The 14,648-nt window shown below is 57.1% G+C and carries 9 protein-coding genes, 3 tRNA genes and 3 pseudogenes; 13 read left to right on the plus strand and 2 right to left on the minus strand.

Features of this window, described 5'->3' with window-relative positions:
- Positions 1-29 precede the first annotated feature (29 nt).
- The 13 genes and pseudogenes from msbA to G5229_RS05375 all read left to right on the plus strand — a co-directional run bounded on the left by msbA (position 30) and on the right by G5229_RS05375 (position 11,403).
- Positions 30-1,793 carry a lipid A ABC transporter ATP-binding protein/permease MsbA gene (gene msbA, locus G5229_RS05315; RefSeq protein WP_157160501.1) on the plus strand — a complete coding sequence of 588 codons (1,764 nt, stop codon included), beginning with the start codon at positions 30-32 and terminating at the stop codon, positions 1,791-1,793.
- Positions 1,793-2,788, plus strand: a complete 996-nt coding sequence (gene lpxK / locus G5229_RS05320; protein ID WP_421208736.1) for a tetraacyldisaccharide 4'-kinase — start codon at positions 1,793-1,795, stop codon at positions 2,786-2,788. The genes msbA and lpxK overlap by 1 nt, the downstream gene beginning before the upstream one ends.
- A 123-nt stretch (positions 2,789-2,911) precedes the next feature.
- Positions 2,912-3,100, plus strand: a complete 189-nt coding sequence (locus G5229_RS05325) for a Trm112 family protein (protein WP_005347033.1) — start codon at positions 2,912-2,914, stop codon at positions 3,098-3,100.
- Positions 3,097-3,846 (plus strand): 3-deoxy-manno-octulosonate cytidylyltransferase, encoded by a 750-nt coding sequence (gene kdsB / locus G5229_RS05330; RefSeq protein WP_421208737.1) that lies wholly within the window; start codon positions 3,097-3,099, stop codon positions 3,844-3,846. The genes G5229_RS05325 and kdsB overlap by 4 nt, the downstream gene beginning before the upstream one ends.
- A gap of 212 nt (positions 3,847-4,058) precedes the next feature.
- On the plus strand, positions 4,059-4,703 hold the full coding sequence (gene uvrY, locus G5229_RS05335) for a UvrY/SirA/GacA family response regulator transcription factor (protein WP_005337448.1): 645 nt from the start codon (positions 4,059-4,061) through the stop codon (positions 4,701-4,703).
- Positions 4,704-4,830: 127 nt separating this feature from the next.
- On the plus strand, positions 4,831-6,684 hold the full coding sequence (uvrC, locus tag G5229_RS05340) for an excinuclease ABC subunit UvrC (protein WP_005337446.1): 1,854 nt from the start codon (positions 4,831-4,833) through the stop codon (positions 6,682-6,684).
- Between the two features lie 199 nt (positions 6,685-6,883).
- On the plus strand, positions 6,884-7,438 hold the full coding sequence (gene pgsA / locus G5229_RS05345; protein ID WP_005337443.1) for a CDP-diacylglycerol--glycerol-3-phosphate 3-phosphatidyltransferase: 555 nt from the start codon (positions 6,884-6,886) through the stop codon (positions 7,436-7,438).
- Between the two features lie 181 nt (positions 7,439-7,619).
- Positions 7,620-7,695 (plus strand) — tRNA-Gly (locus G5229_RS05350).
- A gap of 35 nt (positions 7,696-7,730) precedes the next feature.
- A tRNA-Cys gene (locus tag G5229_RS05355) sits at positions 7,731-7,804 on the plus strand.
- A 41-nt stretch (positions 7,805-7,845) separates the two neighbouring features.
- Positions 7,846-7,932 (plus strand) — tRNA-Leu (locus G5229_RS05360).
- Between the two features lie 391 nt (positions 7,933-8,323).
- Positions 8,324-9,059, plus strand: a pseudogene (locus G5229_RS05365) (IS3 family transposase); the annotation flags it as partial.
- A 93-nt stretch (positions 9,060-9,152) separates the two neighbouring features.
- A pseudogene (locus tag G5229_RS05370) lies at positions 9,153-10,004 on the plus strand (IS5 family transposase); the annotation flags it as partial.
- A 220-nt stretch (positions 10,005-10,224) separates the two neighbouring features.
- On the plus strand, positions 10,225-11,403 hold the full coding sequence (locus G5229_RS05375; protein WP_216953306.1) for an acyltransferase family protein: 1,179 nt from the start codon (positions 10,225-10,227) through the stop codon (positions 11,401-11,403).
- Between the two features lie 63 nt (positions 11,404-11,466).
- On the opposite strand, the pseudogene G5229_RS05380 reads toward G5229_RS05375, so the two are convergent.
- A pseudogene (locus G5229_RS05380) lies at positions 11,467-12,101 on the minus strand (integrase core domain-containing protein); the annotation flags it as partial.
- Between the two features lie 176 nt (positions 12,102-12,277).
- Positions 12,278-13,633 carry an 8-oxoguanine deaminase gene (locus G5229_RS05385; RefSeq protein WP_421208738.1) on the minus strand — a complete coding sequence of 452 codons (1,356 nt, stop codon included), beginning with the start codon at positions 13,631-13,633 and terminating at the stop codon, positions 12,278-12,280.
- Positions 13,634-14,648 lie beyond the last annotated feature (1,015 nt).

Consider the following 14,648-nt stretch of genomic DNA (forward strand, 5'->3'; position numbering starts at 1 on the left):
CCCGTCATTTCCATTACTAACGGCTATTCATGCAACAAGAAACCTCACAAGAGAGCTGGCCAGTATTCAAGCGCCTGCTCGGTTATGTCCGTGATCGCAAGCTGGGCCTGGTCGGTGGCATCATCGGGATGCTGGGCTACGCCGCCGTGGATACCACCTTTGTCTACTCCATCAAGCCGCTGATCGATCAGGGCATCAATGGCAACGACAGCACCGTTTTGAAATGGATGCCCTTCTTCGTCCTCGGCATCGTGGCCCTGCGCGGTGTCGCCAACTTTCTCTCCAACTACTGCATGGCCTGGGTCGGCAACCACGTCGTGATGCGTCTGCAACAGCAGGTGTTCAATCACATGGTGGCGATGCCGATGAGCTTCTTCGACCGTCAGAACACCGGTCATCTGCTCTCCAAGGTGACCTATGACGCCAGTCAGGTCTCCTCGGCGGCGAGCACCACGCTGGTGACCCTGGTGCGGGAAGGGGCGACCGTGGTCGGTCTGCTCGGCCTGATGTTCTGGCACTCCTGGCAGCTGTCGGTGATTTTCCTGGTGGTTGGCCCGCTGGTGGGGGTCATCATCGGCCTTATCAGCCGCCGTTTCCGCCAGATCAGCCGTCACATCCAGCAGGCGGTAGGGGATATCACCACCTCCACCGAGCAGATGCTCAAAGGGCACAAAGAGGTGTTGATGTTTGGTGGCCAGAAGGTGGAAGAGAAACGCTTCTTCCAGGTCAGCAACAACATGCGCCAGCAAACCATGAAGATGGTCGCGGCTGATGCCATCGGCAGCCCTGTGGTGCAGATGGTTGCCTCCATCGCGCTGGCTGCCTTCCTCTATGTAGCTACCATCGACAGTGTGCGCAGCGAGCTGACTGCCGGTACGTTTACCGTCATGATCACCTCCATGATGATGCTGCTCAAGCCGCTGAAAAGCCTGACCGACGTCAACAACCAGTTTCAGCGCGCCATCACTGCCTGCCACAGCCTGTTTGGCCTGCTCGACAGCGAGCCTGAGCAGGATACCGGCACCCGTACTCTGGAGCGTGCTCGCGGCGAGATCGAGTTTCGCAACGTCACTTTCACCTACCCGACCAAGGACACCCCGGCGCTGCACAACGTCAGCTTCAAGGTGGAGGCGGGTAAGTCGGTGGCGCTGGTGGGCCGTTCCGGCTCTGGCAAGAGTACCATTGCCAGCCTGCTGACCCGCTTCTACGACATCGATCAGGGCGAGATCCTGCTGGATGGCATCAACATCCGCGAATACAAGTTGAGCGAGCTGCGCAAGCAGTACGCGCTGGTCTCCCAGCATGTCCACCTGTTCAACGACTCGGTGGCCAACAACATCGCCTACGCCGCGGAAGACAAATACAGCCGCGACCAGATCGTGCAGGCTGCCCGCATCGCTCATGCCGACGAATTCGTCAGCAAGATGAGCAACGGGTATGACACTGTGGTTGGCGAGAACGGTGCATCCCTCTCCGGTGGTCAGCGTCAGCGTGTTGCCATTGCGCGCGCCCTGCTGCGCGATGCGCCGGTTCTGCTGCTGGATGAGGCCACCTCGGCCCTCGATACCGAATCCGAGCGCCACATTCAGGCGGCTATCGACGAGCTTTGCAAAGCGCGTACCTCGCTGGTGATCGCCCACCGTCTCTCCACCATCGAGAAGGCGGACGAGATCCTGGTGATCGACGAAGGCCATATCGTCGAGCGCGGGAACCACGAAGCATTGATGGAGCAGCGCGGCACCTATGCCCAGCTGCGCGCTATTCAGTTTGGCAACGCGGGAAGCAAGGCCTGATGCTGGAACGGCTCTGGTATCGCAAAAGTGGCTGGCGCTGGTTGCTGGCCCCCTTTGCCCTGCTGTTCGCCATCATCAGCGGCACCCGCCGCTACGCCTATCGTCATGGCTGGCGCAAGGGGTATCGCTCCTCCTTGCCGGTCATTGTTGTGGGCAATATTTCGGTGGGGGGCAACGGCAAGACGCCAGTGGTGGTCTGGCTGGTGGAGCAGTTGCAAGCCCGCGGCTATCGCCCCGGGGTGGTGAGCCGTGGTTATGGCGGCAAGGCGCCCCATTACCCCTATCGGCTGGATGAGACCAGCACCACGGCGCAGGCCGGAGATGAGCCGGTGCTGATTGCCCGGCGCTGCGGCTGCCCCGTGGTGGTTGCCCCGAAACGGGCCGACGCGGTACGACTGCTGGAGCAGAGCGGTGAGGTGGATATCATCATCACCGACGATGGTCTGCAGCACTATGCGCTGGCCCGCGACATCGAGCTGGTGGTGGTGGACGGAGCGCGCCGTTTCGGCAACGCCTGCTTGCTGCCGATGGGGCCGCTGCGCGAGCCGATCACTCGGCTCAAACGGGTGGACGCCATCATCTGCAACGGCGGCGAGCCGGGCAAGGGGGAGTACCCCATGCAACTGGTCGCCGACACCCCGCGACGGGTGCGCGACGATGCACCGCTTGCCGCCCCCTTGTCGGGGCCGGTTGATGCGCTGGCGGGGATCGGTCATCCACCCCGCTTCTTTGCCACCCTAGAAGGGCTCGGCTATCAGCTGGATCAGCAGGCCGCCTACGGCGATCATCACCCCTTCGATCGGGATGAGCTGGTGGGGCGCTTTGCCAGCAAGCCGCTGCTGATGACCGAGAAGGATGCGGTCAAGTGCCGCCCGTTTGCCCTCGATAACTGGTGGTATCTGCCGGTCAGTGCCGAGTTGCCCGCCTCCCTGCTCGATGCCCTGCTGCACAAGCTGGGGGCGAAGGCAAAGGGTGCGACCAAGGCGCAAGATTAATCTCCCTTGCCTGAGCGAGGGAGAAGTGGACCAATAGCGGTCCCGTATGGAATATCTGGTTGCTCGACATCCATCGCTGGCGTGATGAAGCCGCCAGCGCGACATCGTTGAAGGAGTATCGTTTTGGCTTTGGACATCAAGTTGCTCGACATCATCGCCTGCCCGGTCTGCAAGGGTAAGCTGCACTACAACAAAGCAGTTCATGAGCTGGTCTGCCGCTTTGACAAGCTGGCCTATCCGCTGGAGGAGGGGATCCCGGTGCTGCTGGAGAACCGTGCCCGTCCGCTCAACAGCGATGAGCTGCCGTCATGAGTTTCGTCGTCGTCATTCCTGCCCGCTATGCGTCAACCCGTCTGCCGGGCAAGCCGCTGGCGGATATCCATGGCAAGCCCATGGTGCAGCACGTGGTGGAGAAAGCCCTGCAATCGGGTGCCGATCGGGTGATCGTCGCCACCGATGACGAGCGGGTGCAGCAGGCACTGCTGAGCACCAGCGTCGAGGTGTGCATGACCTCACCGGATCATCAGTCCGGCACCGAGCGTCTGGCCGAGGTGTGCCGTCACTACGGCTTTGCCGCCGATACCATCATCGTCAATGTGCAGGGGGATGAGCCGCTCATTCCGCCCGCCATCATTCGTCAGGTGGCAGACAATCTGGCTGCCGCCACGGCGCCGATGGCGACCCTGTCGGTGCCGATCAAGGATGCCGAAGAGGCGTTCAACCCGAACGCAGTGAAAGTGGTGACTGACAAGGATGGCTACGCCCTCTATTTCAGTCGCGCCAGCATTCCCTGGGATCGGGATCGCTTTGCCAAGAGCCATGAGCAGATTGGCGACCACTACCAGCGTCATATCGGTATCTACGCCTATCGCGCCGGATTTATCCAACGTTACGTAGACTGGGCACCGAGCGTGCTGGAGCAGGTCGAGGCACTGGAGCAACTGCGGGTGCTCTGGTACGGGGAGAAGATCCACGTCGCCCAGGCCTTTGAAGCGCCGCCGGTCGGGGTGGATACCCAGGCCGATCTGGAGAAGGTGCGCGCCTTTTTGGCCAAGTGATGGCCACAGCACTAACGTCATGAAAAACGGTGTCGCAAGGCACCGTTTTTTGTTTTGAAAATTTATATAATTATTTGATTTTAAACGCTAAACATGGGTTTTCTCAAACTTTTGGCGTGCATGGTTTGCCAAAGCGACGAGTTTGGTTATGATGCAAGACGCCCTGTTAACCCTAACCGGGCGGCTAAAACGAGATAAAACGGGGTGTTTGGGTGATAAATGTATTCCTGGTCGATGATCATGAGCTGGTGCGTACAGGGATAAGACGCATTCTTGAAGATGTGCGCGGGATCAAGGTGGTAGGCGAGGCACAGAGCGGCGAGACCGCAGTCACTTTCTGTCGCCAACACCATCCGGACGTGATCCTGATGGACATGAACATGCCGGGTATTGGTGGTCTGGAAGCGACCCGCAAAATTCTGCGGATCCGCCCCGATGTGCGCATCATAGTGCTGACAATTCATTCAGAAAATCCGTTCCCCACCAAGGTGATGCAGGCCGGCGCCGCCGGTTACCTTACCAAGGGGGCTGCCCCTGACGAGATGATCCAGGCGATCCGGTTGGTGCACTCCGGTCAGCGCTACATCTCCCCGGAGATTGCCCAGCAGATGGCCCTCAGCCAGTTTGCCTCCGCTGACGAGAATCCCTTCAAGTCCCTCTCCGAGCGCGAGCTGCAGATCATGATGATGATCACCAAGGGGCAGAAGGTGACCGATATCTCCGAGCAGCTCAACCTGAGCCCGAAGACGGTCAACAGCTACCGCTATCGGCTGTTCAGCAAGCTGGGGATCAACGGTGACGTGGAACTGACCCATCTGGCCATTCGCTATGGCATGCTGGATGCCGATACCCTCTAATCGGGTGGCGTGTGGTCACAAAGGCGGCGCGTGCCGCCTTTTTGCTTTTCTGCCCTTTTGCTTTTCAGGCGGCGGGGGCAGTATGCTCTGCCCGTCAATTTTTGCCTTTGTGTGAGCCGAGTAGCTGATGACCCTCTCTCCCGAACCTCTCTTCGATAGCAAGGCGTTTCTGAGCGCCGTCACCCATCAAAGTGGCGTCTACCGCATGTATGACAGCGGTGGCACCGTGATCTATGTGGGCAAGGCCAAGGATCTGAAAAAGCGGCTCGCCTCCTACTTTCGCACCAACGTCGACAGCATCAAGACCCGCACCCTGGTGCGACAGATCGCCGATATCCAGGTCACCGTCACCCACACCGAGACCGAGGCGCTGATCCTCGAGCACAATCTCATCAAGCAGTACCAGCCCCGTTACAACGTGCTGCTGAGGGACGACAAATCCTACCCCTGGATCATCATCACCGCGCACCAGCATCCGCGTATCGGCGTCCATCGCGGTGCCCGCAAGATCAAAGGAGAGTACTTCGGCCCGTACCCCTCTGGCGGCGCGGTGCGCGAGAGTTTGCATCTGATGCAGAAAATATTTCCGGTACGCCAGTGCGAGGATGCGGTCTATGCCAACCGCACCCGTCCCTGTCTGCTCTATCAGCTCAAGCGTTGCGCTGGCCCTTGCGTACCCGGGTTGGTGAGCGAAGCCGAATATGCCCAGCAGGTGGAGCTGGCCAAGCTGTTTCTGGCGGGCAAGAACCAGCAGGTAATAGGCGAGCTGGTGGGCAAGATGGAGTCCGCCAGCGGCGATCTGCGCTTTGAAGAGGCAGCCCGCTATCGGGATCAGATCCTGGCGCTGCGCCGGGTCACCGAGCAGCAGTCGGTGAGCGGCAACGTGCTGGACGAGCTGGATGTGGTGGGGGTCGCCTTCGAGCAAGGCGCTGCCTGCATCCACGTGCTCTTTATCCGTCAGGGCAAGGTGCTGGGCTCGCGCAGCTACTTCCCGAAAGTGCCGGCTGACACCCCGCTCGACGAGGTGGTGCAATCCTTCCTGCTGCAGTTCTATCTGTCGGGGCAGGGGGGGCGGCAGATCCCGAGTGAGGTGCTGCTCGATGTGGCGTTGGAGGATGAGAGCGTCATCGCCGAGACCCTGAGCCAGACCGCAGGCTACAAGGTGCGGGTGGTGAGCCGAACCCGCGCTGAACGGGCCCGCTTTATCAAGCTTGCCTCCATCAATGCCGAGACGGCGCTGCGATCGCGGCTGGCTCACAAGAGCACCATTACTGCTCGCTACGATCAGTTGGAAGAGCTGCTGGAGCTGGAGCGCCCCATCGCCCGCATGGAGTGTTTCGATATCTCCCACACCATGGGGGAGCGCACCGTGGCCTCTTGCGTGGTGTTTAACCGGGAGGGGCCGCTCTCATCGGAATATCGTCGTTTTAATATCGACGGTATCACTGGCGGTGATGACTACGCGGCGATGGAGCAGGCGCTGGAGCGCCGCTTTGGCAAGCAGCAGGAGCCGGACAAGGTGCCGGACGTGCTATTTATCGACGGCGGCCTTGGCCAGTTACGCCGGGCCGAAGAGATCCTGGCTCGTCAGCTGGAGTTTCTCGGCGGCAAATATCCGCTGCTGGTGGGGATTGCCAAGGGGGTCACCCGCAAGGCGGGGTTGGAAACTCTCATCATGGGGGAGAGTCACGAAGAGTTGCATTTACCGGCAGATATGCCCGCTTTGCACCTTATTCAGCATATTCGCGATGAATCCCACCGTTTTGCCATTACCGGCCACCGGGCCAGACGGGCCAAGGCCCGCACCAGCAGTAGTCTGGAGGATATTCCGGGGGTGGGGCCGAAACGGCGGCAGGCACTGCTCAAATATCTGGGCGGCCTGCAGGAGGTCAAAAAGGCGAGCGTGGATGAACTGGCCAAGGTACCCGGCATCAGTCAGGAGCTGGCCCAGACCATCCACGATGGCTTGCACAGCGCCTGAGCAGGGTTAGCAGCATGGCAAAATCGCTAACTCCTTGATGCACAAGAGCCGTGACGCGGGGGGGCCGTAAATGCCATAATGGCCCCCGCATTTTGAGAAGATTGATGGATTAAAAAGACCAAGACGGGCGCCAGTGCGGTTGCATCGCAAATCGGCTTTGGCGCACTATGTAGCGACGTACAAGAAGTGGCTGAAAATAATGACAAACATACCTAACCTGTTGACGTTTTTCCGGATTTTGCTCATTCCCGTCTTCGTCATCCTGTTCTATCTGCCTTATCAATGGTCCTATCTGGCTGCCGCCATCGTCTTTATTCTGGCCGCTGCCACCGACTGGTTTGATGGCTATCTGGCTCGCAAGCTCAATCAGTCCACCGCCTTTGGCGCCTTCCTCGACCCGGTTGCCGACAAGATCATGGTCGCCGCCGCACTGGTGGTTATCGTCGAACACTACAACACCATCTGGGTGACCATCCCCGCCATGACCATGATTGGCCGCGAGATCATCATCTCCGCCCTGCGTGAGTGGATGGCCGAGCTAGGCAAACGCTCCTCGGTGGCGGTCAGCTGGATTGGCAAGTGGAAGACCATGATCCAGATGGTGTCGCTCACCGGTCTTATCTGGCAATACAACGTCTGGATGGTGTGGCTCGCCTATGTGATGCTCTATGTCGCCACCGTGCTCACCTTCTGGTCGATGTTCCAGTACATGAAGGCCGCCTGGGGCGATTTGACCCACCACGCCAACCTGTGAGTCACTTGCGCCGCAAGGTGAGGTTTCCACTGATTTGAGGCAGGAAACGGCCAAAGGCGCTAAAACCGTTCAAAAAGGGCAAAAAATGCCCGAACGATCAGGTAATTAAATATTTCTGGTTGACTGGGCGAGGAACATCGCTAAAATGCGTCCTCGTAGTCAGGCAGTCAGCCAGACCAATGCGGGAATAGCTCAGTTGGTAGAGCACGACCTTGCCAAGGTCGGGGTCGCGAGTTCGAGTCTCGTTTCCCGCTCCAAATTCAGACAATAGAGAGCCAACTCTCTTTTGCATGGCGCGTTAGCAAAGCGGTTATGCAGCGGATTGCAAATCCGTTTAGTCCGGTTCGACTCCGGAACGTGCCTCCATATTGACAAGCCCGCCACGCGAGCTTGATACCGATTGCGGTGCCCGAGTGGTGAAATCGGTAGACACAAGGGATTTAAAATCCCTCGACGTTCGCGTCGTGCCGGTTCGATTCCGGCCTCGGGCACCATTAAAATCAAAGAGTTACGAAAGGCCACTAGAAATAGTGGCCTTTTTCTTTTTCCTAAATGGCGCCAAAATGGCGACAGCGATTGTGTCGAGTCCACTGCTTCATAACAACAAAGCCTGCTGAAGGCAGGCTTTTATAGGGGTCTGTATATAGCCGAGGGATTTACCTCGTGGGGCAGGGTATGGCCGCTTACTTCCACCACTCCTTACCCGGTAAGTTATTCCATTCTCCAACCGGGTATTCATGGCCATGAAAGCGCTGCGTGGTGCCTAATGTTCTCTGACTGGTGGTCTGAGAGGCTCCGTCCTGCTCTACGGTCCCTGTTTTCGCTTTGGTTACTACTCTCAGATCATTTAGCCCGTTAGATATCCCTGACAGGACTTGGAGGAAAGCCCTCATCACTTTGGTCTGCTGCGCTTGCGATGCTCCCTCGTTCTGTTTTTATGATTATCTGGTTCGTAGGAGAGTAATTAACCGTGAGTGCATGCAACAGTGCCGTTAGTTGCGCCGTTTGTTCAAAGAGAGCCGGGATTCCGCAGGCAGTCGCGCCTTGATGTCGATGATGCGAACGCTGGGGTATCAGATTGGCCGATTCAAAGTCCGTAACCTGATGAAGGAATCCGGGTTGGCATCCAAACAGCCGGGCGCACACCGTTATAAGGTGCCCGGTCTGCACGACCGGATATTCCCGATCTGCTGGCCCGCAAATTTGATGTCCAGCAACTCAATCAGGTGTGGCTATATCACCTAGGTTTGGGCAGGGGCTAGTTGGCATTATCTGGCTGTGATGCTCGACCTGCATACCCAGCGAGTTGTGGGCTGGACGATCTCTGGTAAGCCTGATGTAGATCTGGCCATCAAAGCTCTGGAGATGCCCTATCAGCAGCGGGCTTGTCAATCAGGGTGTGCTGTTTCACTCCGACCAGGGCAGCCAATAGGGCAGTCGGGCATTTCGGCAACGACAGTGGCGCTATCGCATGGCCTGGAGCATGAATCATGGTGGTAACTGCTGGGATAACGTCCCGATGGAGTTGCTGTTCAGAAGCTTGAAGTCACAGTGGCTCCCAGCAACGGGATACCTGAACCTGCGGGAAGCGAAGCTGGATATCAGCTATTACCTGATGGATTGCTAGGCGTTGTTGCCCAAATCGATGCAGCTTGAATGGAACTAGCTGAGGACTCGGTGATCTGCTCATCACCATCCTCTTCAAGTTTGCATCATGGGCATTTCGCTGCACCCCATCACCAACTGGCCTAAATACAACAAGTCTTTGATTCACCGTGGTTCACCCACCTTCTGGGTTGATGCCGAGGCCATGAGCAACTGGTTTCACCACGACTATCACGGACGGCAAGGCCGCAGCCAGTTCTACACCAACCAGACCATCTGTACCTTCCTGATGCTCAAGGGAATTTTCAACTTCACCCCGCGGGCCACTCGGGGACTACTCGACTCCCTGCTCGAGTTGAGGAATCTGGCGTTGTGCGCACCGGACTATAGCTGTGTCTGCAAGCGAGCCCGTATGGTGAAAGTGGCTTATCGCTCCCCCCAAGGGGACGCGTTACCGACTTGGTTATCGACTCAACCGGGCTGAAGGTGTTTGGTGAAGGTGAGTGAAAGGTCAGCAAACACTGCGCCGAAAAACGGCGAGTGTGGCGCAAGTTGCATCTGGCGGTAGATCCGGTGAGCCACGATATCGTGGCGGCGGAAGTCTCGCTGGGACATGTTTATGCGGATGGCGCCGACGACAGTAAAGCCAGCCATCAGCTTATCTAGCGCACAGGGGGCGACAGCCTGTATCCTGACTAGCGAAAGCACGGCGTTATGGAAAAGGGACACCCGAGAAATGATGCTGTGTTGTGATGCGCAAGGAAGGGCTAGCGGACTGGAAGAAGATATCGGGGTATCACCGTCGCTCGCTGGCCGAGACGGTGATGTATCGGTTCAAGCAGTTGTTGGCGGGGAAAATCAGTCTGCGTAACTAAACGGCCAAGTGGGAGACGTCATGGCGTATGTAAGCGCCATAAACAAACTCAATACCCTGGGTCTACCTGTCAGAAAACCCCGAGTGTTGCGGTCACCAGGGGCTGGGGAAGTCATGACTTGCTGGGGGATTTGGGCAACAACGCCGATTACTACAACTGGCGGCATCCACATCAACACAATTACGGGGTCACGCCAGCAAAAGCCGAGGATCCGCCTAATCAAGAGTCCGGATTTAGTTGACCACTACAGACTGTGCTTGAGTTCATGTTACAATTTGTCAATCTTTCACTATCTACGTCAACCATATGCAAAACCAGAAAAGCAATAGGATTGATTTCGCAAACACTCTAAGAGGCTTTGCTGCATTAGCTGTAGTTATTTCACATTACTATGGCGTTTTTTGGTCAAGCCGTGCAGCTGTAGAGGTGTTAACAAATGCGCCAATGCTTCCCTTTGAAACGCATGCAATTCCTATTTATGTTTCATTATTAAACGCCTTTTCATTATTTAATTGGGGGGCATATGGTGTAGCATTATTTTTTATCATTAGTGGCTTCGTAATTCCATTTTCTTTGCAAAAAACAAGTTGGTTTGGTTTTACTATCAATCGAATGCTGCGAATTGTGCCAACATATATTGTAGGTTTTAGTATTACGTTGGTTGCCATTTTAATTAGCTCGCATTATTTTTCAAGGGAGTGGCCATTCACTACTCAAGAGGTATTGATTCATTACATACCTGGTATTAGAGATGTCTTATGGTCAAGAGGTATTGATGGAATAGTGTGGACGCTAGAGATAGAAATGAAGTTTTATTTTGTCTGTGCGTTATTGATTGTGCTATTTCGAAAGCAATCAACCATGGTTTTTTTAGCCCCGATATTTATCTTCATAGCATCGATTGTTATTAATAAGTATATTCCCGGTTGGGGTAATACGGATGCAAGGTTGTGGCAATTGGCAATGACCTTTATGACAGTGTCGCAATATATTATATATATGTTCATTGGGGTGGTGTTTCACTATGTCCAACGTGGTCGTATTGAAAGAGACAAAGCATATCTTTTAATTGGAGTGATTTTTTGCCTTTTCTGTTTGCAATGGTATATTGGCCCCGCAGCTGCCGGAATAACGGTAGCATGGAGCTATGCATTTGCATTGTTGACCTTCATTTTTGCATTTACGTATCAGGATTTTTTCAGGTCAAACAAGTTCTTCGATTTCCTGGCAGATATAAGCTACCCACTTTATGTGATACATGGTGTCGCTGGCTATGTAGCGCTTAGAATCTTACTCGATCTTGGCATGAAAGCTTGGGTTTCACTGTTGATTGTGACTGGTGGGTGCATATTTTTATCTTGGGTTTTACATAAGCTAGTGGAAAAGCCATCCCAACGAGTTGGTAAAAAATTGGCTGGCTACTTTATTATCAAAAAAAATGACTGTAGAGTTAATAATGAAGTGGCCGTTAGTCATTTAAATTAAGTCTATTAAGCTGCTGTACAGATCTAGTTATCACCTGACACCGGCCTCAAGCCGGTGTCTTGTTTACGCTACTTTAGAGCGCACTTCCTTCGGTATCAATTTCAGACCCTTCTTGAACATGCTGTAGGGCGTCAGTCCCTCCATCATCCTGCCCTGATGCGGCCGCTGGGTGTTGTAGTGCGCTAGGTAGCTACCCAGGTCTGTCTGCATCTGCTCTACCGACTCATACCAGGTCGTCCTCCCCTTGATACGGAAGTGTTCATCCAGCAGTGTGCGATGCAGCCGTTCGATAAAGCCGTTGCTCTGCGGCCTGCGTACCTTGGTTGTCCGGTGCTCAATCCCCTCCAGTTGCAGGAACAGCTCGTAGGGATGATGGTCTGGGCGCCCACAGAACTCGCGCCCGTTATCCGACAGGATGGTATAGACCCGTGCCTCGTGGGCCTCGAAAAACGACTGTACCGTTTCATTGAGCACATAGACCGAGGTCACCGGCAGCTTGCTGGTGTAGAGCCGTCCCCAGGCGTGGCGGCTGTAGCAGTCCAGCACGGTTTGCAGATACACCTGCCAACCCCTTGGATCGCGCCGACGAAGAAGGTGCCGACAGCCACCAGTTCTCCGGTGTAGTGGACCTCAATCTGACGTTCTCGAAACTCTGGGCTGAGACGCTCGAACAGGCGAAGTTACTCGTCATTGAGCTCTTTGGCGAGCTCTGGCAGGCTGAGTTTTTCTCGTTGCAGGTCTACGGTGACTCCAGATAACACAGTAGGGGGCACTGTTTTGTTATCCGGTTTGAAGCCATATGACCACTCCCTTTTGTGGACAACTGTCAGGTGAATACCAACTCCATACAGCCAGGGAGTGGCACCAGAGTCGGCTAGCCATGCACCAGCGCGGCGGCGGCCACCTTGTGACGGGCAATAAGCTGCTCGATATCCAGCCCCTCGATGGCACCGTCCACCACCCGCCACTTGCCACCCACCATCACCCGATCGGCCCGCTCGGCGCCGCACAAGATCAGGGCCGCGATGGGGTCGTGACTGCCGCTAAAGCGCAGGTCGTCGAGCTTGAACAGCGCCAGATCTGCCTGCATGCCGGGCAGCAGCTCACCGAGATCGCTGCGCCCGAGCAGCCGGGCCGAGCCTACGGTCGCCCACTCCAGCACCTTGCGCGGAGTGATGCGCTCGGCGCCGTAGCGCAGCCGCTGCAGATAGAGGGCCTGACGGGCCTCCTGCATCAGGTTCGAGGCATCGTTGGAGGCCGAGCCATCCACCCCGAGCCCCACCGGCGCACCGGCTGCCTCCAGATCCAGGGTCGGGCAGATGCCGGAGGCGAGCCGCATATTGGAGACCGGACAGTGGCACACCCCGGTGCCCGCCGCCCCCAGCCGAGCAATCTCGTCCGGATTGAAGTGAATGCCGTGGGCCAGCCAGGTGCGATCGCCAAGCCAGCCCACCTTCTCCAGATAATCGACGGTGCGCAGGCCAAAGCGAGCAAGGCAGAACGCCTCCTCATCCAGCGTCTCCGCCAGATGGGTGTGCAGCCGCACATCGAGCTCGGCCGCCAGTCTGGCGCTCTCCACCATGATCTCCTCGGTCACCGAGAAGGGGGAGCAAGGGGCCAGCGCAATCTGGATCTGCGCCCCGGCGCCGCGCTCGTGATACTGGCGCACCAGCCGCAGACTGTCATCGAGGATCTGCTGCTGCCCCTGCACCGTGTGGCGCGGCGGCAAGCCCCCCTCATCTTCGCCAAGGCTCATGGAGCCGCGGGTCAGCATGGCGCGCATCCCCAGCTCACGCACCGCCGCCACCTGAATATCGATGGACTCCTCCATCCCGCGCGGGAAGAGGTAGTGGTGATCCGCCGCCGTGGTGCAACCGGAGAGCAACAACTCCGCCATCGCCACCTTGCTCGCCAGCGCCAGAGCGTCGGGCGTCAATCTGGCCCAGACCGGATAGAGAGTCTTGAGCCAGGGGAAGAGCGGCTGATTGACCACCGGCCCCCAGGCGCGGGTCAGGGTCTGGTAGAAGTGGTGGTGGGTATTGATAAGGCCCGGCAGCACCACATGGTCGCGAGCATCGAACAGCTGTTCGCACGGTCGGGCAGGCTGTTGGCCTGCCGCCAGCACCTCGCTTATCAGACCGTTTTCAATCACCAGCCCGCCGCGGCCATCGACCGTTTCGGGGGTAAAGGTGGCAAGGGGGTTTTTAATCCAGATACGGGTAGCGGACATGGCCGACTCCTCCATCAGTGACACATAGGGGTGAGCCAGCTCAGTTATACCCTGTCTGCTGATCCAGAGGCGGCGGTCAGCGACCGCGGCCAACCCAGTCTAGACATACGGCGCAAAAAGTCTGTGATCGCCGTTTTGAATCAAGGTGATAGCGACGGATTACCCAAGGCGACCATCCACACAAGGTTTACCCCGCAATTAATCAACCAGTGATTAACAAAAGCTTGTGCCAGCGCAGAAAAACCTCTGGTTTCTGATAGTTGCGTGATGGCCGCCATAGTTAAGCGCTCAATGAATCCGTAAGATATTTGGCGGCGCCTGTTGGCCCCTTTTCCCAAACCAAGGTCAACGGCGCAATGTGGCAGCGACAGTCAGGGGCGGTAGCGTCCTTAACGGAGACCAGCCGGTCTCCCGCCCCTGCGCCAGGGTAACCGTCCCCTCTCCCCCTGCGGGTGAGCGGTAGGGTGCAATAAGCGCAGCGCATTGCACCAAGGTAACCATCCCCTCTCCCCTTGCGGGAGAGGGCTAGGGTGAGGGGTCGCCAACCCCGTTGGCATGACTTCGCCAGCAGGCTCGGTAGGGTCGATTAGCGAAGCGTAATCGTCCGCGGTAACTCTCTCCTTGCGGGAGAAGCGTAGGGTGCAATAAGCGCAGCGCATTGCACCAAGGTAACCGTCCCCTCTCCCCTTGCGGGAGAGGGCTAGGGTGAGGGGTCACCAACCCCGTTGGCATGACTTCGCCAGCAGGGTCGGTAGGGTCGATTAGCGTAATCGTCCGTGCTAACCGCTCCCCTTGCAGGTGAAGCCCATGGCGCAATCCGCAAAGCCTGACGCTGCAAGCAAACCCGCGTCGAATAGAGGTGCAATTCACTTCGTTCATTGCACCCTACGATAATGGCCAAACGGGCTCACCCCGGCGAACAACAGGGGGCAACAGCCAACCCGCAGCCCCGAGGCCGGTAAACAGACGTAGGGTGCGCCAAGCGCAGCGCATTGCACCGCGCTAACACTCCCCA

The organism is Aeromonas sp. 602396, assembly GCF_049173735.1.
Lineage (GTDB): Bacteria > Pseudomonadota > Gammaproteobacteria > Enterobacterales > Aeromonadaceae > Aeromonas > Aeromonas veronii_A.

Coding starts and splice junctions, on each gene's coding strand:
- uvrC (WP_005337446.1), top strand. CDS start 4,831: ATGACCCTCTCTCCCGAACCTCTCTTCGATAGCAAGGCGTTTCTGAGC.
- msbA (WP_157160501.1), top strand. CDS start 30: ATGCAACAAGAAACCTCACAAGAGAGCTGGCCAGTATTCAAGCGCCTG.
- pgsA (WP_005337443.1), top strand. CDS start 6,884: ATGACAAACATACCTAACCTGTTGACGTTTTTCCGGATTTTGCTCATT.
- kdsB (WP_421208737.1), top strand. CDS start 3,097: ATGAGTTTCGTCGTCGTCATTCCTGCCCGCTATGCGTCAACCCGTCTG.
- G5229_RS05385 (WP_421208738.1), bottom strand. CDS start 13,633: ATGTCCGCTACCCGTATCTGGATTAAAAACCCCCTTGCCACCTTTACC.
- G5229_RS05375 (WP_216953306.1), top strand. CDS start 10,225: ATGCAAAACCAGAAAAGCAATAGGATTGATTTCGCAAACACTCTAAGA.
- lpxK (WP_421208736.1), top strand. CDS start 1,793: ATGCTGGAACGGCTCTGGTATCGCAAAAGTGGCTGGCGCTGGTTGCTG.